This is a genomic window from Phytoactinopolyspora alkaliphila (assembly GCF_010550695.1).
Lineage (GTDB): Bacteria > Actinomycetota > Actinomycetes > Jiangellales > Jiangellaceae > Phytoactinopolyspora > Phytoactinopolyspora alkaliphila.
In genome coordinates, this window is the sequence record NZ_JAAGOB010000021.1 from 22,002 (window position 1) to 42,577 (window position 20,576).

The window sequence follows — 20,576 nt, forward strand, 5'->3', positions numbered from 1 at the left end:
CGTGTTCGCCCTCATACCGGGTCGGCACGGATACGTGCCTGATGAAGGTCAACGAAAACGTTTACGTCAGCAAAACTCAAGGGACTAATGGCACCGAAGCGGTAACGATTTCGTCACATGGACGAAAGACAGAAAACCCTCCTGCACCGTCAAGCGGCGACCCCGGGATGCTCGGACGGCCGAGGACTTGTGCGGTCACCTCAGGTCCGTACCTCCGACTTTGTTCAGGTCGACGAGCACCATCGACTCTCCGGGAAGGCAGGCTGGAGGGGAGGTTGCCGACGTGTCGGCGTCAGACGCCGCAGGCGTTGCTCACGAGGGACGGGCTGTGGCGGAGGTATTCACAGTGCGGCTCCAGTGGGTACCGTGTGCGGTAGCACCATCGTGGACGTGAGTCACGAACCACGCGGCTGGTCAAGCAAGGGCCACACCCTCGCCCTCGCTTCATCGGCGGCACAACACGGCCAGGCTGGCGCGGCGACCCCGCGAAGCCGATGACGTGAAGGAGAGACATGACTGTCGACACGGCGGCTACCTCGACCGGTGACCCGGCCGCGAGGGAGCCGGAGCTCGTCCAGCTGCTCACGCCCGAGGGCCAACGGGTACCGCACGAGTACTACGACACCCTCATCGAGGACATCACCGCCGAGGACATCCGCGGCCTGTACCGCGACCTGGTGCTGTCCAGAAGAATCGACAGCGAAGCGGTGGCTCTCCAACGCCAGGGCGAGCTGGGCTTGTGGGCCAGCATGCTGGGGCAGGAAGCCGCCCAGGTCGGATCCGGGCGTGCGCTGCGACCGCAGGATCACGCGTTTCCCACATATCGCGAGCACGCCGTGGCCTGGTGCCGGGGCGTGGAGGCGACGCAACTGCTCGGCTTGTTCCGCGGCGTCGACCAAGGCAGCTGGGATCCTCGGGAGAACAACTTCCACCTCTACACGATCGTCATCGGTGCGCAGACGCTGCACGCCACCGGCTACGCCATGGGGGTTCAGCGGGACGGCGCCATCGGCACCGGCGACCCCGAGCGCGACACCGCGGTCATCGCCTACTTCGGCGACGGCGCCACCAGCCAGGGCGACGTCAACGAGGCATTCATCTGGGCCAGCGTCAACAACGCGCCCGTGGTGTTCTTCTGCCAGAACAACCAGTGGGCCATCTCTGAGCCGCTGGAACGCCAGACCCGCGTTCCCCTGTACCGCCGCGCGCACGGCTTCGGATTCCCCGGCCTCCGGGTGGACGGTAACGACGTCCTGGCCTGCCTGGCAGTGAGCCGCGAGGCCTTGCAGCGCGCCCGCGACGGTGAGGGCCCCTCGCTGATCGAGGCGTTCACGTACCGGATGGGCGCCCACACCACCACGGACGACCCCACCCGGTACCGGCTGGCGGCGGACCTCGAGCACTGGCGTCTGAAGGATCCGATCGAGCGGGTGAAGGCCTACCTCGTCCGCGGTGACCTGGTCGACCAGCAGTTCTTCGACGACCTCGATGCCGAGTCCGAGGAACTCGCCGGAAACCTGCGCACCGCCTGCCGGGCGCTGCCGGACCCGGAGCCCACGTCGATCTTCGAGCACGTCTACGTCGAGCCGCCTCCCACGCTGCTCGCCCAGCGCGACGAGATGGCCCAATACCTCGACTCCTTCGCCGAGCAGGAGGGCCCCCGATGACAGACACCACCCCGGCTTCGGCCGAGAAGCCCGCCTCGGCGCGCCTGACCGTCGTCAAGGCCATCAACGCCGGCCTCCGGCGCTCCATGGAGAACGACGACAAAGTCCTGGTCATGGGTGAGGACGTCGGCAAGCTCGGCGGCGTCTTCCGCGTCACCGACGGCCTGCAGAAAGACTTCGGCGAGGATCGGGTCATCGATACCCCGCTGGCCGAATCCGGCATCATCGGCACCGCCGTCGGGCTCGCACTGCGCGGCTACCGTCCGGTCTGCGAGATCCAGTTCGACGGCTTCGTCTTCCCGGGCTACGACCAGATCGTCACCCAGGTGGCGAAGATGCACTTTCGTTCCGGTGGCCGGTTGCGGCTGCCGATCGTCATCCGGATTCCCTACGGCGGCGGCATCGGAGCCGTCGAGCACCACAGCGAGAGCCCGGAGGCCTACTTCGCGCACACCCCCGGCCTCAAGGTCGTCTCGTGCTCCAACCCGGTCGACGCCTACTGGATGATCCAGCAGTCCATCACCACGGACGACCCCGTCGTCTTCTTCGAGCCGAAGCGTCGCTACTACGAGAAGGCCGAGTTCGATCTGGACGCCGAACCCGAGCTGCCGCTGCACTCCTCCCGCGTGGTCAACCAGGGCACCGACGCCACCGTCGCCACATACGGGCCGATGGTCAAGACCTGTATGGAAGCAGCTGCAGCAGCCGCGGAAGACGGCAGGTCGCTCGATGTCATCGACCTTCGGACACTCTCTCCGCTGGATCTCGAGCCCGTGTACCAATCGGTTCGGCGCACCGGCCGGCTGGTGGTGGTCCACGAGGCGCAGCGCACGCTGGGCATCGGGACCGAGGTCGCCGCCCGGGTGACCGAGGAGTGCTTCTACTCGCTGGAGTCCCCAGTTATCCGGGTGACCGGCTACGACACGCCCTACCCGCCGGCCCGGGTGGAGGACGATTACCTGCCCGACCTCGACCGAGTACTCGACGGCGTCGACCGCGCGCTGAGCTACTGAGAAGGGAACCACGAGCGTGAGCGTTTCGCAGTTCAACCTGCCGGATGTGGGCGAGGGCCTGACCGAGGCCGAGATCGTCTCGTGGAAGGTACAGCCAGGCGACCAGGTCAAGGTGAACGACGTCGTCGTCGAGATCGAGACCGCCAAGTCGCTCGTCGAGCTTCCCTGCCCGTTCGCCGGCGTGGTCGAGAGCCTTCTCGTGGACGAGGGCGCCACCGTCCCCGTCGGGACACCCATCATCTCGGTACGGACCGGGTCCGGCGCACCTGCCGGCGGTTCGCCCGACGCCACCGCTGAGAGCCCCACCACCGCCGAGAGCCCCGCCGACGCCGCGGCCGCGACCGCTGCCGAAAGCACCACGGACCCGGGCGGACCGGCCGCAGATCTCGTGCCTCCGCCGGAGTCCACCGACGACGACGCTCCGGCCGAGAACGGCCGCCAGCCCGTCCTAGTGGGTTACGGCCCGCGCACGTCTTCGCTGAAGCGCCGCACCCGCAAGTCACCCACCGCGCCGGGCGTTCCCGAGACCCCCTCCAATGGCACGCCAACCACGCCGGCAGTGGCACCCGGCCCGGCCGGGTCCGCGCCGGCCACCACGCCGGGCGAACGTCCCCGCGTCCTGGCCAAGCCCCCGGTCCGTAAGCTCGCCAAGGACCTCGGCGTCGACATCACCACCGTCGCTCCCACTGGTCAAGGCGGCGTCGTCACCCGGGACGACATCCACGCGGCCGCGAAGGCTCGTGAGGACGGCGCGCGCCCGCAGACGGAGGCGCAAGCAGGTGATCTCGGCTGGCAGGGCTTGCCACGGGAAGAGCGCATCGCCATCCGGTCTGTCCGGCGCAAGACCGCGGAGGCGATGGTCCGCTCGGCTTTCACCGCGCCACACGTGACGGAGTTTCTCACCGTCGACGTCACCCGGACGATGAAGCTCGCCGAGCGGTTGCGCGGCACCCGCGAGTTCCGCGACGTCAAGCTCACCCCGCTGGCGTTCGTGGCCCGCGCCATCTGCATCGCCGTTCCGCGTACACCCGAGGTCAACGCGCGCTGGGACGACGACGCCGGCGAGATCGTCCTGCAGCGGTATGTGAACCTGGGTATCGCGGCCGCGACACCACGAGGCCTGGTGGTGCCGAACATCAAGGATGCCCAGATGCTGTCGCTTCGCGAGATCGCCTCCGCGATCGGCGAACTGGCCGCGACGGCGAGGGAAGGAAAGACCCCGCCGGGAGACATGATGGGCGGCACGTTCTCCATCACCAATGTCGGCGTCTTCGGCGTCGACACCGGCACTCCCATCCTCAACCCGGGCGAGGCCGCCATCCTCGCGTTCGGCACCGTCCGCCAGCAGCCCTGGGTCCACAAGGGCAGGGTGAAGCCACGCTGGGTTACCACGCTGGGGCTGTCCTTCGATCACCGGCTGGTCGACGGTGAGCAGGGCTCGCGCTTCCTCGCGGATGTGGGTGCACTGCTCGAAGATCCCGGAAACGCCATCGCCTGGAGCTGAACGACGCACGGGCGCGTACCGCGGGCGAACCGCGGAACGCGCCCGTCGACGTGAGAGGCCCTGGCCGAACTTCTCCGGCCAGGGACACTGCTCAGTTCAGCACTGCTCAGGCCCGCACTCTCCGGCGCGCAAGCATCATCAGGCCAGCGCCCACGGCCGCAAGACCGGCCGCCACCAGCACACCGGGAGACACGCCGGTGTCCGGAAGCTCGTCGTCCTCGTCGTCGCCGTCCTCAGGCGGCGTCGTGGGTTCCGGTGTCCCGGTCGGTTCTGGGGTTTCCGTGGGCTCGGAGGTCTCGGTCGGCTCCGGAGTCTCCGTTGGTTCAGGCGTTTCGGTCGGCTCCGGAGTCTCCGTGGGCTCAGACGTAGGCTCGGGGGGCTCCGTGGGCTCCGGAGTCTCGGTCGGCTCCGGCTCCTCAGGCACGTCGGGCTTGGTCCAGGACAGCTCACCGGTCACCTCGAGCGTGGTGTTCTCCGAGGCCGCGAGGATCAGGGACTGGGTGGGGTGATTCGCGTAGTCCGATCCGACGAAGAGCCGGCCGAGGCTGAGCGTGACACTCGTGGCGAGATGAATCGATCCCGTGCCGTCCTCGGCGTCCTCGGGCACCTCCGCGTAGATCTGCGCGCCGTCGGTGACAGTGCCACCCACCGCGACGCCCTCGCCGTCGACCAGGCTGATCGTCTCGGGAAGGCTGCTGGTGAGGTCTGCCGACTCAGCCGTAGTGGACACCTCGAAGGGGCCGAGCACGGCGCCGGACTCGCCCGCCAGGGCGGCAGGGGTGAGCGCCAGCTCCGGCAACGGCTGGTCGCCGAGACCCTCGTTCTCCGCACCGGTCAGATAGGTGTAGAGAGCGCGCACGTCCTGGGCCGATTCCGCATTGCCCGGCGTCGGGTTTCCGCGCGCCAGCTCGGCTCCGTCGCTGAAATGCCAAATAGCTGCCTGGGTCGCCGCGATCGCTTCGCGCTCCGACAGCCCGGACCGGAACGTGTGGCCCACGGTGTCCTCGATGTCGGACAGGGCAACAGCCGGATAGGAGTGGTGGAGGATCCAGTTGATCCGGTCCCGGTTCTGGTGGAACAGGGAGTCCGGGTCCGGGTACGAGTCCCAGGGGACCTCGTCCATGTCCGGGTGGGCACGGTCGATTGCGACTTCGAGTTCGACGCAGTACGTCTTCAGCGACGCACCGTCCGGCATGGCCAGGGCGATCAGCGACGTATTCTGCCGGCCCCGGTCCTGCAAGGCCACCGGGATACCGCGGACGTCCTTCTCTGGATCAAGTGTGGCTCGCTTGTCGGCCTCGGCCGTGCGGAACTCGTCGTCGGCCTTCGGCATGGCGGTGGCTGAGGCGCTGAAACCCACCAGCGACACGGCCAGGAGGCCGGCGATCACGCCGGCCTGACGGACAGGGGATGTCATTCTGCTCCTTCATAGCGGCCCTGCCTGCCTCGAGGCAGACAGGGGTTTCGTGCGCCGGTCACCGAGCGCGAACGCCCTCGGAACCCCTGAAGCGCCACGTCTCGCCGAACGGCCTCAGAGATCGCGCGCGACATCTGAGGTCAAGATCAATCCCCCGCCGTGGCGGAGCATACCGAAAGACGTCAGATCTGTCACAACCAGGTCAAGTAGGGCGGTTCACACCCATTCGGCGAAACGAAAATCTGTAGACTGACCAGCAGAAATAGGGACACCGTGACAGACAGTGTCTAGGCAGCAACTGGTCGTTAGCATAGGGTCGGGTGCCGTGGCGGACTTCAAGGAAGCGACAACGGTCAAGCGCGCGGACTCCGGTAGATATGACGTCGACATCGACGGCTCGTGGTCGGTAGGAGACGTGCCCAACGGCGGGTACCTGCTCGCGCTGATTCTGAAAGCCGTGACCACCGAGTCACCGCATCCGCATCCATTGAGTACCAGTGCCCATTTCGTGGCGCCGCCCTCCGGGGGGCCCGCGACCATTCACACCGAGATCCTGCGATCCGGCAAGACCACGGCCACACTGCGCGCCACGCTCGTTCAGGACGACGTCTCCAGGGTCGAGGCGCTGATCACCACGAGCACCCTCGATCGGGAAGCGGACGTCGAGTGGGCCGGCCCCAACCCGGAGCCGGTCGCCCCAGTGGACGAATGCATCCCGGCGGTCGTGGATCTTCCCGACGGCACACACGTGGGCCTGCTCGAACACGTAGACCTGCGGCTCGACCCGCAGACACTCGGGTGGTTCTCCGGCCGGCCCGCCGGGCAGCTCTCCATGCGGGGGCACGTCAGGCTGGCGGACGGGACACAACCGGACCCGCTGGTGCTCGCCCTGGCCGTCGATTCCCTGCCTCCCACGGTGTTCGGCCTCGGCCGGCTGGGCTGGGCGCCCACAGTCGAGCTGTCCGTTCTCACCCGCAGCCTCCCGGCGCCGGGTTGGCTGACCGTCCACCTGCGGGGGCGCCTCGTCCGGGACGGGTGGTTCGACGAGGAAGCAGAGGTCTACGACGCCGACGGCGCTCTGGTGGCCCAGTCCCGCCAGCTGGCTCGCGTCCGCGTCGGGTAGGGCCGGCCCGCCGTCGAGCAGTCAGCGATCAGGCGGCGAACATCGCCCGAGCGGACAACGGGCGGGCGAGAAAGTCCATTGACTCGGAGCGACGCGCGCGAGAGCGTGGCGTCCCATGGACGCTGCCGACTTTTACACGGGCCTCGTCGCGGAACTTTACGGGCCGTTGAAGGCACATGCTCAGGTTGCGGAGCCATACGCCCGGTTCATCACCGAGCACGGGCAGCCGGCTTTGGAGCTGGGTTGCGGCGACGGCGAGCCAATGCTCGAGCTTCGGCGACTAGGGCTGGATGTTGAAGGGTTGGACTCGTCGTCAGATCTCCTCGACCGCTGCCGGCGCAGGGCCGCGACCGAAGGGCTCGACATCGTGGTTCATCACCAGCGGATGGAGGACGTCGACCTCCCGCGCCGCTACAGATCGATCTTCTTGGCGGGACCCACCTTCACCCTGCTCCCCGATGACGACACCTCGCTGCGAGCGCTCCAAGGCATACACCGGCACCTCCATGAGGAGGGCACGGCGATGATCCCGTTGTTCGTGCCGACACCGGTGTCGCCCGATGACCTGGGCCGCACAACAGAGACGACGAGCGCGGACGGAGCAACTCTCCGTGTCGCGTGCATCGCCCAGGATCGCGACGAGGTTCAGCGCACGCAGAAGACCATGCTCCGCTACGAACGTATTCGCGACGGTGAGCACACCGTGGTCGACCGGCTTTGGACACTCCACTGGCACACGCCGGCCGGATTCGCGTCATTGGCCGCCCAAGCAGGATTGAACGCGTCGGACGTGCGCATCGATCACGACGAGCCGTCCGATGCCGTCACCGAGTTCACGTTCTTCCTGCGGAAGGAATAACGTCTCCCCCGGCGATCACTCGCGGACCACCCAGAGGGCGGCGGCCGCCACGTCGGTGAGCTCCAGCTCGGTGGCCACGTCCACAGTTCCGATCAGCAGCGTCGCCGACCCGGCGTAGGGGCGCCGACGCAGCACCTCGATGCGCTGGTCGAGGGTGACGTCGTTGGCGGTGAAGTACCGCAGCAGCTCCGGCTCGTCGTCGGAAATCCGCGCGACGGTCCCGGACTCGCCCGCGCTCAGCTCCGACAGCCGCACGGCACGCGGGCGGAGCACGGTGCCGTCCGCCGCCGGTATCGGGTCGCCGTGAGGGTCGCGGACCGGGTGGCCCAGCCGCTCCGACATCCGCTCGAGCATCCGGTCGGATACGACGTGCTCCAGCTGCTCGGCCTCGTCGTGTACTTCGTCCCAGCTGTATCCGAGCTCAGCGACGAGATACGTCTCCACGAGACGATGCCGGCGCAGCATACGCAGTGCCAGGACTGTGCCCTCCTCGGTCAGGGCGACCGGGCCGTAGCGCTCATGGGTGACGAGGCCCTGATCGTTGAGTCGGCGGACCATCTCCGACACGGCCGGCGCACCCACCCCCAGCCGGGACCTCAGGTACGACGCTGTCACCGCGACGTCGTCCCACTCCTGCGCGGCGTAGATCACCTTGACGCAATCCTCGGCCGCGACCGATACCCTGCCCGGGCGCTCTTCGACCACATCAACAGCTTAAATGGTTGCGCGACCTCGACAGAGGTCGCGCAACCTCGCGGGTGGGGGGCACTGCGAAATACAGCTACATCAACGCCCAGCCACGCGCGCTTCAGGCCTCCTCGGTGAGCGGGTCGAGGCCAAGCGCGTCCATCATCGCGTAGAAGACCTCGGTATTGTCGAGGAACGCATTGAACCTGGCCGCGCCAGGGCCCGACGCGAAGACCGACACGTCTTCGACGGTGTGCACGCAGTTGGTCTGCGGATGCGGCAGATTTCCTACCTGCAGTTCTCCATCCGGATCGCGATTCGGGTTGTCGACCGCCTCGCCCGACTCCGGATCCACCAGCGCCGGCTGCTGGAAGACCGTGTTGTGCTGGAAGTCGTCGGTATGGTCTGGATGGTTGGACCAGCCGAAGAACAAGCTGACGTCGGGGTTGGGGTCGTCAGGAAAGCCGTCGCCGTCGTTGTCGACGTAGGTGGGGAACCCGGCGTCGCCGTAAACGCCGTTCGCCGCGCGTCCCTCTGCGTCGCGGCGGTCGTGCGTCCCGACGATGCTCATCGAATGGTTGTGGTCGGCGGTCACCACGATGAGCGTGTCGTCACGTCCCTCGGCCCACTTCTTCGCCACCCCGATCGCCTGGTCGAACTCGATCGTGTCGTAGGTAGCACGCGGACCGTCCAGAGGATGCTCCATCTTGTCGATCGACGCAGCCTCGACCATGAGAAAGAACCCATTGTCGTTCTGCCCGACAACCTCGAGTGCCGCCTCCGTCATCTCCATCAGCGTCGGCTGGTCGTCCCACTCGCCAAGCACCTCAGGCTGCTTGATCAGCTGACGGTCGATATAGACGTCCATGTTCCGCGGGTGGAACAGGCCCAGCAGTTTCTCGGGAGCGCCGGAGGCCATCGCCGCCTTCAGTTCGGCCCGGCTGCCCACGTGCGTGAAGCCGACTTCCCCGAACTCCTTGATCACGTCCCGAGCGTCATCGCGGTTGGAACCATCCTGTGTCTGCGGCCAGAAGAACGACGCGCCGCCGCCCATCCACACGTCCGGCATCTGCTCGGATCGGAGCGCCTGATCCATGATCTCCTGGTACTCGGATCGACGGCGCGTGTGAGCGAAGACCGCGGCAGGCGTGGCATCCTGAACGTCGGACGTGGCCACGACGCCGACCGACATTCCGCGCGTCCGCTTGAGCAGCTCCGCCATGGTCTCCACGTGCGGGTGATTGTTCGGGTCGGGGTCGTTACCCTCGTAAACTCCCATGGCGTTGACCGACGACTTGTGGCCTGTCATGTACGCGGACATCGAGTTGGCGGAGTCGGTGGCGATGGAGTCCACGCCGGACGTTCCCACCAGCCCGCGGTACTCCATCTGGTCGATCTCCAGCAGTCCGTGGTACTTACCCTCGGTCATGCCTTTCGATAGAAGGCGCGCGGCCGTGACCGCGGCCGTACCCATTCCGTCACCCAAGAAGAAGATCACGTTCTTCGCGCGCCGCTCTCCAGCGGATGCCGCGACGACATCGTGAGCGACCTCAACCCGTGCGGTACGCCCGCGGGAGCGTACGTTCACCCAAACCTTGTACTGACCGGGCTCACGATAGAAGACGCCCTGGTATGTGACCTCAAGGCTGTCCTCGACAGAACTCGTCCGGACCGGATCACCTGTCAGGATGGGCGCCGGCCCGTCCGGACCCTGTACCGAGATATCGATCCGCGCGGTACGAGGATCGACGCCGCTCGCCTCCACCCGCAGGTCGAACCGGGCACCTGCCAGAAACTTGGCTCGCTCGATCGGCAACACCCGGATGCTCGGCGCCTCCGGTCGCCGTGCGTTGGACGCCGCTGTTCGGGCGGTGTGCGCGTGCGGTTCCGCTTCCTCGAGCCCCACAGCGGACGTCCGCCGTGCCGGCACGCTGGCCCGCTGCGTGGTCGCGACTGCCGGCGACGCGCCAAGCCCGACGACAGCCGCTACGGCCGTACCGCCACTGCCTGCGAACAGCGCACGCCTGGACAGGCCCCGCCGCACCTTCCTGTCGGGTTCGTGCTCTTGCTGGGAACGGTTGCTCACGATATGCCCTCTCGTAGCGTCCTGGACGTCAGCTTCGAGCATGGGCAGCGCACTTAGTGGCGAGGTAAAGGGAGGAACGCCGGTTTCGGTACGAAAGGTGAACAGTCAGGCAGGAGAGACACCGGTCCTGCCTCGCCGGGACGTCCACACGCGAACGATCACGCCCCTGGGTGCCACCAGGTAGACGGCGAAGAACAGGACGCCTTGCGACAGCACCACTGCCCCACCCGGCGAGACGTCACCGTAGTACGAGTAGTACAAGCCAGCCACCGCGCACACCGCAGCCAGCAGCGGCGCCACGACCAGCATCCGCTCCATCCTGTTGGTGAGGAGAAAAGCGGTAGCCCCGGGGATGATCACCATGGCGACGGCAAGAATCACCCCGACTGCCTGCAGAGCCACCACCACGGTGAGCGCCAGAAGCGTCAGCAGGAGTATCTGTAGCTTCCGCGGGCTGATACCCAGCGCGTGGGCATGGTCCGGATCGAACGCGTAGAGCGTCAGGTCGCGATTCTTCAGCAGGAGCACGAAGCTGGTCAGCACACCGATCATCACGACTTGCCACAGATCCGTGTCTGTCACGCCGAGCACGTTGCCGAACAGGATGTGGTTGAAGTCGACCTGGCTGGGGGTGATGGAGATAAGGACTAGGCCGAGTGCGAACAAGGTGGTGAAAACTACGCCGATCGCCGCGTCCTCCTTCACCTTCGACGTGCTGCGCACCGTTCCGATCAACCACACCGCGAGACAGCCGAACGCGAACGCTCCGACCGCAAACGGCGCGCCGAGGACGTACGCCAGCACCACACCCGGGAGAACGGCATGGGAGACGGCGTCGCCCATGAGCGACCATCCGATCAGGACCAGCCAGCAAGACAGGATGGCGCCCACGACACTGGCGACCGCGGTCACCAGGAACGCCCGCTGCATCACATCGAACTGCCAGGGATCCACCAGAAACTCGATCATCCGCGTCACTCCTGGCCGGCGCCCGAAGGCGTGAACGCCAGGGCGAGATTCTCCGGACGCAAGACGTCCCGAGGCGAGGCGTGCATGATGACGCGCTTGTGCATCAGGGCGGCCTCGTCCGCGAGCTCATGCACAGCGGTCAGATCGTGGGTGGCGATGATGACCGTGTGTCCGGTAGCGGCACGTTCCCGGAGGACGTCCGTCATCGTCGCCTCCGAGCGCTTGTCCACCCCGGAGAACGGCTCGTCGAGGAGCAGCAACCGAGCCTCCTGGGCGATCCCGCGGGCGACGAAGACCCGCTTGCGCTGCCCGCCCGACAGCTCACCGATCTGGCGCTCCGCCAGCTCGGTCAGCTCGACCTGGTGCAACGCCTGCGCCACCGCCGTCCGGTCGGCCGGCCGGGACCGCCGCAGCGCCGACATCCTGCCGTACCTACCCATCGCCACCACGTCGCGGACCCGGAGCGGGAATGTCCAGTCGACAGTCTCGGCCTGCGGGACGTAGGCGACCTCGCCGCTACGCCTGCTGGTTGCCGGATCGGTGCCGAACAGCCGCACCTGCCCCGTCCGGGGACGAACCAGACCCATCACGGCCTTGAAAAGCGTCGACTTGCCGGACCCGTTCATCCCGATCAGTGCGCAGACGCGGCCGGTTTCCACCACCAGCGACGCCGAGTCCAGAGCGACGACGTCGCCGTATCGCACCGAGACGTCCATGACCTCCACGGCCGGCTCGCTCATGAATCCCCACTGTTCACATCGGTTCCGTCAGGCCGGACGAGTCCCGAGACGATCGCCTCCACGTCATGCCTGATCAGGTCGAGGTAGGTGGGTACCGGCCCATCCGGCTCGGACAGCGAGTCGACGTACAGGGCAGCGCCCACCTGCGCTCCGGACTCCGCGGCCACCTGGCGCTGGAGCCGGTCACTCACCGTGGACTCACAGAAGACGGCCGGGACCTCGTTGTCACGCACGAATGCGATCACATCTGTCACCCGGCGGGGAGTACCCTGCTCGTCGCTGTTCACCGGCCAGAGGTAGGCCTCGGTGAGTCCGGCGTCCCGAGCCAGGTAGGAGAACGCTCCCTCGCAGGTGACAAGTGCCCGTTGCCGGGCTGGCAAGGTAGCGACGCCTTCCACGAGGTCGGTGTGCACCTCGCGAAGCCTCTGCGCGTACTCGGCCGCATTCCGCTCGAACCGGTCCGCGTTGGCGGGGTCCAGCTCCGCGAACGCCGCAGCGATATTGTCCGCGTACACGATCACGTTCAGCGGAGACATCCATGCGTGCGGGTTGGCGTCTCCCGCGTAGTCGCCCGCCACGATCGGTATCGTCTCCACTCCCTCGCTGACGATCACGCGTGGGGCGTCGACGCGGTCCATGAAGCCGTCGAACCACGCTTCGAGGCCGAGCCCGTTCTCCAGGACCAAGTCCGCTCCATCCACGCGGCGGACATCACTCGGGGTCGGCTCGTAGCCGTGGATCTCTACACCCGGCTTGGTGATGGACTCGACGTTGATCAGCTCGCCTCCGACGTTCTGCGCGATATCGGCCAGCACGGTGAACGTGGTCATGACCTTCGGCCTGCCGTTCTCGTCGTCGAGCGACGCGGAGGCGGCACCACAGCCGGAGGCGGCGATGAGCGCGAGAGACACAAGTACGCTACGGCCAACCTTAGAGTTCGGATGCCCGAACTTTCTCATCGACACGCGCCGCTCCTCTCGTGCATCACAAGGCTACCCGGCGCCGCAGAACGCGAGCACCGGGGTCGCCGCGCCCACCTATCCCCAGACGCGACTCAGCCCTTGGCATGGGTTGTGGTCGTAAAGCCGCCCGAAATTTCCGATTCGAGCGACCCTAACCCATGCCAAGGGCTGAGAACGCCGCAGACGTTAGTTGAGGGCCAGCTCGGACGGCTGCTCGGACGGCGCATCCAGAACCACTCCGGCACCCACCGAATGCATGATCCGCATCGACTGGAGCGCACGGTCGAACGCCTCGAGGGCTTCATCCGTGCGGCCGAGATCCCGATACAGGTCACCCAGCTCACGCCAGGCGACCGCTGCCCGTCGGGATGCGCCCATCGCCTCGAGCATGGACGCCGCCAGGGCACCCTCACGGGCACTCTGATCGACGTCGCCCTCCGCGCGCAAGACTCGCGCCAGCACGAGCCGAGCCCGTGCCGACTCCATCCGAGGCTGGTCGCCGAGGTCTTGAAGCGCCGCCTTCGCTGCCTCGTGAGCCTCGTCGAGACGGCCGAGGGCGAGCAGCGCGTCCGCCCGGGTGCTCTCGAAGTGCCGGACATCGTCCACGCCGCCATGCATGGTGATCTCGTCGCGGACGCTCTCCAGGAGGTCGAGCGCGTCGTTGGCCCGAGGCTCGTCACCCTGCAACAACAGCCAGGCATAAGCCATGCGCAGACGAGCCAGGTTGCGGCGGTCATCACCTTCACCGAACAGGGCCAACGCCCGGTCGACGAGGTTCAGCGCCTGGGCGAGATCTCCCCTGGACTCGGCGATGACCGAAGCGTTCCAGTACGCGGCACCCCTGGTGTGCGGCGCCCCCATCTGGTCCGCGGCACGCACCAGCTCGGACGCGAGAGTCCGGGACCGTACGATGTCGCCTCGCCCGTGGTAGGCGCTGAGTACCGTGCAACCGAGCCGGACGTACTCGTCCGTGTGCTCCAAGCCCATCTCCGCGGCCGTGCGCATGGCTTCCTCGCCGATCTGGATCGCCATGTCGAGGTCGCCGGCGCTCTGATAGCAGCGCGACATCGCGAGGGCGATGTCCAGCCAGGGTTGGACCTCCGGGCTCTGCCGAGCTTCGTCCGCCAGCCCGCCCAGAAGACCGATGGCGCCTTCGAGGTCCCCCTTGCGCTCGAGCGCCTGCGCCTGCCCGAGGCGAGCGCGCCGGCTCTGCTCATCGTTGAGCCCGGGGTCACCGATGAGCGTGGTGAACTCGTTGTAGGCGGCTTCGGCATGGCCGTCGAGGAGGTCCTTCTCGGCGCGCCCGAGCGCGAGTCGCGCACGGGTGCGCACTGAGGCGTCGACTCCGTCGCGGAGATACTCGACATCGATGCGAAGCCGCTCGGCGATATGTGCGAGTGCCGCCGCGGCGGGCTGCCGCCGGCCGCTCTCCACGAGCGAGACATAGCTGGGGGATAACATTCCTTCGGCGATATCAGCCTGGGAAAGTCCCAGCTCCAACCTGCGTGTGCGTATGCGCTGACCGACAGGCGTGGGGGATGGCGCCTCGTCAAGTGTTGCCTGTGGCTCCTCTGTCATGACACTATTGCACTACAGGTAGTCATTTTTTGCTAGTCCTACTGACCGGGAGGTCGATCGCAGTGGCCCGTCTCAGGCGTGTGCTCGCCGTTTCGCTTGCTGCCCTGACCCTGACGGCTGCGGCAGCCACCGTCGCCGCCCCCGCTTCCGCCACGCCGATCTTTACACCTAGTTGGCCAGGCATGTGCTGCTAGCAGTAATATTAGGTCCGCACGAACGGCGTCCTGCGTCTCGCCCCCCGAACGCAGGTGCCGTTCGTGCCTTTTCGTGCCACTGCGAGCCGTCACACTCGGTGACTGATGGTCAGGAAATGTCGCTCTAAGCGACTATGCGCCGGTCATGACCAGCTTTCCGCAGTCAATGCGTGCCATTACCGCCAGCCCACTCCGCTGTGATCCGCAGGAATGTGTCATTCGCCTCCGGTTCCGCCACGGTCACACGGCAACCTTCTCCCGCGAATGGCCTGACGACTAGACCGGATTCCGCGCATTTCGCCGCGAATTCGTCCGTCCTCTCACCGAGAGCCAGCCAGACGAAGTTGGCTTGCGTATGTGGAATGCGCCAACCCTGGTCACGCAACGAGTCCACCACGCGTGCACGCTCGGCCACCAGCGTGTCCACCCTCGCGATGAGTTCAGGCTCTCGCTCCAGAGAGGCCACGGCCGCGGCCTGCGCCACCCCGGACACGCCGAACGGAACCGCGGTCTTGCGTAGCGCGTCGGCCACGACATCATGGGCGATAGCGAAGCCGACCCGCAGCCCGGCCAGGCCGTATGCCTTCGAGAACGTCCGCAGCACACACACGTTGGGATGCTCGCGGTACAGCTCGATACCGTCCACGGCATCAGGATCCCGGACGAACTCCCGGTAGGCCTCGTCAACCACGATCAGTACGTCCTTCGGCACCCGCTCCACGAACGCGCGGATCTCCTCGCGCCCGGCGGCCGGACCCGTCGGATTGTTCGGGCTGCAGACCAGGACCAGCCGGGTGCGCTCGGTCACGGCTTCGGCCATCGCGTCGAGGTCGTGCCGCGCGTCGGGCGTGAGCGGAACCCGAACCGACGTGGCGCCCGAGATCCCCACCACGATGGGGTAGGCCTCGAACGAGCGCCACGCGTAGACAATCTCGTCGCCCTCCGCGGCGCAGGCCTGAATGACCTGCTGGAGAACACCCACACTGCCGGTTCCGGTCGCCAGGTGCGCCGGCGGCACCTCGAGCCGATCGGCCAGGGCATCGACCAGCCGGCCGGCGAACATGTCCGGGTACCGGTTCAGCTCAGCCGCGGCATCGGCTACCGCCTCCATGACGCCGGGAAGCGGCGGGTACGGGTTCTCGTTGGAGGACACCTTGAAGGCACGAGCCGGCCCGCCCGCCGCAGGAGCCGCGGCCGGTCTGCCGGGTCGGTACGACGGGAGGCCGTCCAAGGCCGCCCGGAGCCGGACGCCCGCCCCGGTGGACGATCGCATGCTGCCGTCTTGTTCATTCGATGGCGTCATGCAGACGCACGATATACGCTCTGCCTCCGTGATCTCTTTCATCGTACGCATCATCGTCAACGGCCTGGCCCTGTGGGTGGCTACCGAGATCGTCGGGGGCGTGAACATCACCTCTGCGGACTCCACGAGCGACCGAGTCCTCACGCTTCTGGTGATCGCTCTGATCTTCGCGCTGGTCAACGCGTTCATCAAACCTGTGGTGCAGTTCTTCACACTGCCGCTGTTCATCGTGACACTCGGGCTGTTCACGTTCATCGTGAACGCTCTGATGCTGTGGCTCACCGGATGGATCGCCGAGCGTCTGGACATTCCGTTCGAGGTCAGCGACTTCTTCTGGGCCGCCGTCCTGGGCGCGCTCGTCGTGTCGTTCGTCAGCTGGATACTCAACCTTTTGCTGCCGAAGTAGGGGCCGATCGGCTGACCCAAGCTCTTCCGCTCGAGCGGTAGCATGCCGTATCTTGGTGGCCATTGCACGGCGATTGGCAGCGCATCTGGGTGCCTCGGGGGTCGTTGTGCTCCACTCTTTCCGCGCATATGAGCATGGTGGACAACGACATGACAATCGGCCACGCCCCCGTGCCGTCGCTCCTCACCGAGCGCCCGCCCGAGGAGAAGTTCGGCAACGACCTACCCCGCCAATCGCGCGCAGATACGCCTCTCCGCCAAGCACGGCCGGAGATCGCACCTGTCCGCTCCGCCGCGCCCGCACTGCATCAGCAGTACGAGGTCGTGTACGAGGACGCTCACGGATACCCACTCCTCGCGTTCTCCGATGGCCAATGGTGGGACATGGCCTCGGTCAGTCCCCGCCCGGTGTCGGTCCGATTCGCACTGCGCCGCGACCCGTCCTGGGCCGGAGCCGTCGTACAGACCGTCTGTCTGTGGATGCGCAGTCACCCGCACGATGAACGTTCTTTCGACCTGGCCACCGAGCTCGCACTCGCGGTGGGCGAACTGGCTCGGCAGCGGGATTGACCGGCAGTACCTTGGCATCTGACGCGATGCGTCCGTGTCCGAGACCGAGCGCATCGGCACCCGCCGGAACCGACAATCGAGCCCATCCATGACGTCCTTTCAAGTATGCCTGGTCTGTGCGGGCAACATCTGCCGTTCACCGATCGCAGAGGTGGTCTTCCGCCGCCGATTGGCCGACGCCGGCCTCGATCAGCTCGTCACGGTCGAGTCCGCCGGTACCGGCGGGTGGCACGAGGGGGAGCCCGCTGACCCGCGGGCGGTACGCACGCTGAGCGCCAACGGCTACGACGGTTCACAGCATTGCGCGCGCCAGTTTCAGCCGGCCTGGTTCGAGCGATACGACCTCGTCCTAGCCCTCGACAGCGCGAACGTCGCCGACCTCGAACGCATCGCGCCGGATGCCGAGGCGCGCCGCAAGATACGGATGCTCGGCAGCTACGTGCCTGGTCGCGACGGCGCAGCCATGGAACGGTACGACGTGCCCGACCCCTACTACGGCGGCGACGACGGCTTCGATCACGTGCTGCGTCTTGTTGAAGCGGCGGCTACCGGTTTCGTCGACGATATGCGTAGCCGGCTGGGGTCATGACCACGACGACCCCCGCCGAGGCGCTCACCGACATGTTGGGTGAGAAGGTCGATGACGTCTCGCCCGTGGGTGGCGGAGACATTTGCCACGCCTTCATGGTCCGTACCACGTCCGGCCGGACGTCGTTCGTCAAGAGGCTCGCCGGGGCCGCCGACGGCTTCTTCGCCTCCGAGGCCGAGGGCTTGCGCCGGTTAGCCGAGGTCCACGACGGCGTTCCGGTTCCTCACGTCTTGGCGGTGGACCGAGAGCACCTCGCGCTCGAGTGGATCGCCTCCGGCGCCCCATCCGTGCCTGCTGCCGAGCGATTCGGGCGCGCATTGGCGACGACCCACCGGCATGGCTGCGACGCATTCGGGGCACTCTCCGCACGCGGCTGGATCGGCACACTGGAGCTGCCCGTGGGCCCATGGCCGAGTTGGAACCGCATGTGGGCAGAGGGTCGCCTTGCGCCGTACCTGCGTTCAGCCCGGGATTCCGGCTCCATCAGCAAGCGCGACGCCGCCGACGTGGAGCGCGTCATCGACTCCATCGATACCGTTGCCGGACCGCCCGAGTCCGCGTCGCTTGTTCACGGTGACCTGTGGGCTGGAAACGTGCTGTGGGCCGAAGACGGGCAGAATCGGCTCGTCGACCCTGCCGCCCAAGGTGGTCACCGCGAGTCCGATCTCGCCATGCTGGCCCTGTTCGGATTTCCGTATCTGGACCGCGTCCTGGCCAGTTACCTCGAGACATGGCCACTGGCGGACGGATGGAAGGACCGCCAGCCATTGCACCAGTTGCACCCAGTGCTCGTGCACGCGGTCCTCTTCGGCGGCTCTTACGGTCATCAGGCGGGCCAGCTCGCTCGGCTGGTTGTCGGCAGGTTGCGCTCCTGACTGTCAACGCCGCGTCGTCCGACTCACGGAGGAGGCGCGTGTTCGTTTCTGGGAATGACCACGCACGGGCTGAACTACCGATAGTTTCGTCGACGGGACAGTCATGCCCACCACCTGTCAGGAGTACGAGTGATCACCGCACAAGGCTTACGCAAGCGCTATGGCGACAAGGTCGCCGTCGATGATCTGTCCTTCGATGTACGTCCCGGCGTCGTCACCGGCTTCCTGGGCCCCAACGGCGCCGGGAAGTCCACCACCATGCGCCTGATGCTTGACCTGGACCACGGCGCGGGCGAGACTCGCTTCGACGGCCGGCGGTTCGGCGAGATCCGCAATCCCATGCAGGAGATCGGCGCGGTCCTGGAGGCCAAGGCCTTTCATCCCACCCGTACGGCCCGCAACCACCTGCGCATGCTGGCCGCCGGGAGCAATGTGCCGAAGCGACGAGTCGACGAGGTGCTGGAGTTCGTGGGTCTCGCCGACGTGAAGAAGAAGAAGCCCAAGGGCTTCTCCCTCGGCATGGCGCAGCGCCTCGGGCTTGCCCAGGCACTTCTGGGAGAGCCCAGCACGCTGATTCTCGACGAGCCGGCCAACGGCCTGGATCCGCACGGCATCCACTGGCTCCGGGACGTCCTCAAGAGCCTGGCCGCGCAGGGCAAGACCATCTTCGTCTCCAGCCACCTACTGTCCGAGATGTCATTGATGGCCGACGAGCTGGTCGTCATCGGCCGTGGAAAGATGATCTTCAACGGTGACGTCGACACCTTCGTGCGTCAGTTCACACAGACCACGGTACTGGTGAAGTCTCCGTCGGCCGGTCAGTTCGCAGAGACCCTTCGTGGCATGGGCGCCACGGTGGACCCCGGACCTGAAGGCGGGCTTCTGGTCTCCGGTGCGGAGGCGTCCGTCATCGGTGAGCTCGCGCACCGCGACGGCATCGTGTTGCATGAGCTGGCGACCCAGAGCGCGTCGCTGGAAGACGCGTTCCTCAGCGCGACCGGAGCGTCCGAGGAGTACGTCGCACACGGGCTTCCCGGGCAGACGGCGACCCCGCTCACGGCGAACGATGACATGGCGGGAGAGCAGGCATGATCAACGCACTGAGATACGAATCAGTCCGGATCCGGACTCTGCGGTCCACGTACTGGCTGCTCGGACTCGGTCTGCTGCTGACCGCCGCCGTGGCATTCATCATCTCGTTCGCCGAGCGGGACAACCCCGTCACGGACTCACAAGTGGTCAGCGTCCTGACCGGAGGCGGCGAGTTCGCCGCATTCATCCCGATCTTCATGGCCATCGTCGGGATCTTCTCCACCGGACACGAATACCGCCATGGGACGATCCAGCCGACGCTCACCGCCATCCCCCAGCGCACCATTCTCCTCCTGTCGAAGCTGATCACCGTCCTCGTCACCACGGTGATCGTGGTAGCGCTCTCGGTGGGGATCAACCTCGTCATCGGGATGCTCTTCTGGGATGAGGCCCCCGACTTCGGGTCGTCGCCGCTGATCGACGTGCTGCCGGGATATCTCGTCCTGGTGATGATCTACGCGACGCTCGGGCTCGCATTGGCGCAGCTGTTCCGTGGCGTTCCATCTGCTCTGGTCGTGTTGATGGTGGTGCCGTTCCTGGTCGAGCCGCTCATCGGCGGGCTGTCGATGGTGGACGCACTGGACTGGCTGCAGCCGTTGCTGAAGTTCCTGCCTTTCTCGGCCGGGCAGCGCCTGATCGCCACCGAACCGTACGAACCCGGCGGTGGGCCGGACTTCGATTTCTACGGACAATGGGCGTCCGGTGGGGTGTTCGCCGCGTTCGCGGTGGTCCTGCTGCTGGTCGCCTGGGCACTGTTCAAGAAGCGCGACGCCTGACCACCATCCCCGCCGGCTCCCCCAAATGATCATGTAAACCATGTTTTCTCGTGCTTCACCAGGCTCGGGTTCATGTGGTGAACGCAACACCCTGTGTTTCGGAGGTGTTGCAGGATGGGGCGTCCGCGGATTCCGGTGCAGGTGCGGCGTGAGTTTTGGCGGTTGAT

At 66.7% G+C, this 20,576-nt stretch carries 19 protein-coding genes; 11 read left to right on the forward strand and 8 right to left on the reverse strand.

The features are described from left to right. The first annotated feature begins 512 nt into the window (after nucleotides 1–512). From pdhA to G1H11_RS24415, 3 genes are read left to right on the forward strand one after another with little or no spacing between them, the layout of a single operon-like run. Nucleotides 513–1,667 (forward strand): pyruvate dehydrogenase (acetyl-transferring) E1 component subunit alpha, encoded by a 1,155-nt coding sequence (pdhA, locus tag G1H11_RS24405; RefSeq protein ID WP_163821246.1) that lies wholly within the window; start codon nucleotides 513–515, stop codon nucleotides 1,665–1,667. Further along, nucleotides 1,664–2,680 carry an alpha-ketoacid dehydrogenase subunit beta gene (locus tag G1H11_RS24410; RefSeq protein WP_163821249.1) on the forward strand — a complete coding sequence of 339 codons (1,017 nt, stop codon included), beginning with the start codon at nucleotides 1,664–1,666 and terminating at the stop codon, nucleotides 2,678–2,680. Before pdhA ends, G1H11_RS24410 begins: the two co-directional genes overlap by 4 nt. Before the next feature lie 16 nt (nucleotides 2,681–2,696). Continuing rightward, a complete protein-coding gene (locus tag G1H11_RS24415; RefSeq protein ID WP_163821251.1) occupies nucleotides 2,697–4,184 on the forward strand; it encodes a 2-oxo acid dehydrogenase subunit E2 in 1,488 nt (495 codons plus the stop codon). A gap of 106 nt (nucleotides 4,185–4,290) precedes the next feature. On the opposite strand, the gene G1H11_RS24420 is transcribed toward G1H11_RS24415, so the two are convergent. Next, on the reverse strand, nucleotides 4,291–5,601 hold the full coding sequence (locus G1H11_RS24420; RefSeq protein ID WP_163821253.1) for a thioester domain-containing protein: 1,311 nt from the start codon (nucleotides 5,599–5,601) through the stop codon (nucleotides 4,291–4,293). A 325-nt stretch (nucleotides 5,602–5,926) separates the two neighbouring features. Between G1H11_RS24420 and G1H11_RS24425 the strand changes: the two genes are divergently transcribed. Together G1H11_RS24425 and G1H11_RS24430 are read left to right on the forward strand one after the other, a co-directional pair. Beyond that, a complete protein-coding gene (locus tag G1H11_RS24425) occupies nucleotides 5,927–6,724 on the forward strand; it encodes an acyl-CoA thioesterase domain-containing protein (protein WP_163821255.1) in 798 nt (265 codons plus the stop codon). 115 nt (nucleotides 6,725–6,839) lie between these two features. After that, nucleotides 6,840–7,583, forward strand: a complete 744-nt coding sequence (locus tag G1H11_RS24430; protein ID WP_163821257.1) for a class I SAM-dependent methyltransferase — start codon at nucleotides 6,840–6,842, stop codon at nucleotides 7,581–7,583. A gap of 15 nt (nucleotides 7,584–7,598) precedes the next feature. Here G1H11_RS24430 and G1H11_RS24435 read toward each other — a convergent pair whose 3' ends face one another. From G1H11_RS24435 to hisC, 7 genes are all read right to left on the reverse strand, one after another. Beyond that, complete coding sequence (locus G1H11_RS24435; protein WP_163821259.1) at nucleotides 7,599–8,288, reverse strand: iron dependent repressor, metal binding and dimerization domain protein; 690 nt, start codon at nucleotides 8,286–8,288, stop codon at nucleotides 7,599–7,601. Between the two features lie 103 nt (nucleotides 8,289–8,391). Further along, complete coding sequence (locus tag G1H11_RS24440; RefSeq protein ID WP_163821261.1) at nucleotides 8,392–10,356, reverse strand: alkaline phosphatase; 1,965 nt, start codon at nucleotides 10,354–10,356, stop codon at nucleotides 8,392–8,394. Between the two features lie 105 nt (nucleotides 10,357–10,461). Beyond that, nucleotides 10,462–11,325, reverse strand: coding sequence for a metal ABC transporter permease (locus tag G1H11_RS24445; protein WP_174257953.1), 864 nt, complete (start codon nucleotides 11,323–11,325; stop codon nucleotides 10,462–10,464). 5 nt (nucleotides 11,326–11,330) lie between these two features. Continuing rightward, nucleotides 11,331–12,065, reverse strand: coding sequence for a metal ABC transporter ATP-binding protein (locus G1H11_RS24450; protein ID WP_163821263.1), 735 nt, complete (start codon nucleotides 12,063–12,065; stop codon nucleotides 11,331–11,333). After that, nucleotides 12,062–13,024 carry a metal ABC transporter solute-binding protein, Zn/Mn family gene (locus G1H11_RS24455; protein WP_163821286.1) on the reverse strand — a complete coding sequence of 321 codons (963 nt, stop codon included), beginning with the start codon at nucleotides 13,022–13,024 and terminating at the stop codon, nucleotides 12,062–12,064. Before G1H11_RS24455 ends, G1H11_RS24450 begins: the two co-directional genes overlap by 4 nt. Nucleotides 13,025–13,213: 189 nt before the next feature. Then, nucleotides 13,214–14,605 carry a helix-turn-helix domain-containing protein gene (locus tag G1H11_RS24460; RefSeq protein ID WP_163821265.1) on the reverse strand — a complete coding sequence of 464 codons (1,392 nt, stop codon included), beginning with the start codon at nucleotides 14,603–14,605 and terminating at the stop codon, nucleotides 13,214–13,216. Nucleotides 14,606–14,962: 357 nt separating this feature from the next. Next, nucleotides 14,963–16,072, reverse strand: coding sequence for a histidinol-phosphate transaminase (gene hisC / locus G1H11_RS24465; protein ID WP_163821287.1), 1,110 nt, complete (start codon nucleotides 16,070–16,072; stop codon nucleotides 14,963–14,965). A gap of 58 nt (nucleotides 16,073–16,130) precedes the next feature. On the opposite strand from hisC, the gene G1H11_RS24470 reads away from it, so the two are divergent. The 6 genes from G1H11_RS24470 to G1H11_RS24495 all read left to right on the forward strand — a co-directional run bounded on the left by G1H11_RS24470 (nucleotide 16,131) and on the right by G1H11_RS24495 (nucleotide 20,409). After that, nucleotides 16,131–16,508 carry a phage holin family protein gene (locus G1H11_RS24470; protein WP_163821267.1) on the forward strand — a complete coding sequence of 126 codons (378 nt, stop codon included), beginning with the start codon at nucleotides 16,131–16,133 and terminating at the stop codon, nucleotides 16,506–16,508. Nucleotides 16,509–16,657: 149 nt separating this feature from the next. After that, nucleotides 16,658–17,077, forward strand: a complete 420-nt coding sequence (locus tag G1H11_RS24475) for a hypothetical protein (protein WP_163821269.1) — start codon at nucleotides 16,658–16,660, stop codon at nucleotides 17,075–17,077. Nucleotides 17,078–17,165: 88 nt separating this feature from the next. Further along, on the forward strand, nucleotides 17,166–17,666 hold the full coding sequence (locus G1H11_RS24480; protein ID WP_163821270.1) for a low molecular weight protein-tyrosine-phosphatase: 501 nt from the start codon (nucleotides 17,166–17,168) through the stop codon (nucleotides 17,664–17,666). Continuing rightward, nucleotides 17,663–18,541 (forward strand): fructosamine kinase family protein, encoded by an 879-nt coding sequence (locus G1H11_RS24485; RefSeq protein ID WP_163821272.1) that lies wholly within the window; start codon nucleotides 17,663–17,665, stop codon nucleotides 18,539–18,541. The genes G1H11_RS24480 and G1H11_RS24485 overlap by 4 nt, the downstream gene beginning before the upstream one ends. Before the next feature lie 129 nt (nucleotides 18,542–18,670). Beyond that, on the forward strand, nucleotides 18,671–19,633 hold the full coding sequence (locus G1H11_RS24490; RefSeq protein ID WP_163821274.1) for an ATP-binding cassette domain-containing protein: 963 nt from the start codon (nucleotides 18,671–18,673) through the stop codon (nucleotides 19,631–19,633). Continuing rightward, nucleotides 19,630–20,409, forward strand: a complete 780-nt coding sequence (locus G1H11_RS24495; protein WP_163821276.1) for an ABC transporter permease — start codon at nucleotides 19,630–19,632, stop codon at nucleotides 20,407–20,409. Before G1H11_RS24490 ends, G1H11_RS24495 begins: the two co-directional genes overlap by 4 nt. The last annotated feature ends 167 nt before the right edge of the window (nucleotides 20,410–20,576 follow it).

Coding starts and splice junctions, on each gene's coding strand:
- pdhA (WP_163821246.1), top strand. CDS start 513: ATGACTGTCGACACGGCGGCTACCTCGACCGGTGACCCGGCCGCGAGG.
- G1H11_RS24410 (WP_163821249.1), top strand. CDS start 1,664: ATGACAGACACCACCCCGGCTTCGGCCGAGAAGCCCGCCTCGGCGCGC.
- G1H11_RS24420 (WP_163821253.1), bottom strand. CDS start 5,601: ATGACATCCCCTGTCCGTCAGGCCGGCGTGATCGCCGGCCTCCTGGCC.
- G1H11_RS24430 (WP_163821257.1), top strand. CDS start 6,840: ATGGACGCTGCCGACTTTTACACGGGCCTCGTCGCGGAACTTTACGGG.
- G1H11_RS24445 (WP_174257953.1), bottom strand. CDS start 11,325: ATGATCGAGTTTCTGGTGGATCCCTGGCAGTTCGATGTGATGCAGCGG.
- G1H11_RS24450 (WP_163821263.1), bottom strand. CDS start 12,065: ATGAGCGAGCCGGCCGTGGAGGTCATGGACGTCTCGGTGCGATACGGC.
- G1H11_RS24455 (WP_163821286.1), bottom strand. CDS start 13,024: ATGAGAAAGTTCGGGCATCCGAACTCTAAGGTTGGCCGTAGCGTACTT.
- G1H11_RS24460 (WP_163821265.1), bottom strand. CDS start 14,605: ATGACAGAGGAGCCACAGGCAACACTTGACGAGGCGCCATCCCCCACG.
- hisC (WP_163821287.1), bottom strand. CDS start 16,072: ATGCGATCGTCCACCGGGGCGGGCGTCCGGCTCCGGGCGGCCTTGGAC.
- G1H11_RS24475 (WP_163821269.1), top strand. CDS start 16,658: ATGACAATCGGCCACGCCCCCGTGCCGTCGCTCCTCACCGAGCGCCCG.
- G1H11_RS24480 (WP_163821270.1), top strand. CDS start 17,166: ATGACGTCCTTTCAAGTATGCCTGGTCTGTGCGGGCAACATCTGCCGT.
- G1H11_RS24485 (WP_163821272.1), top strand. CDS start 17,663: ATGACCACGACGACCCCCGCCGAGGCGCTCACCGACATGTTGGGTGAG.
- G1H11_RS24495 (WP_163821276.1), top strand. CDS start 19,630: ATGATCAACGCACTGAGATACGAATCAGTCCGGATCCGGACTCTGCGG.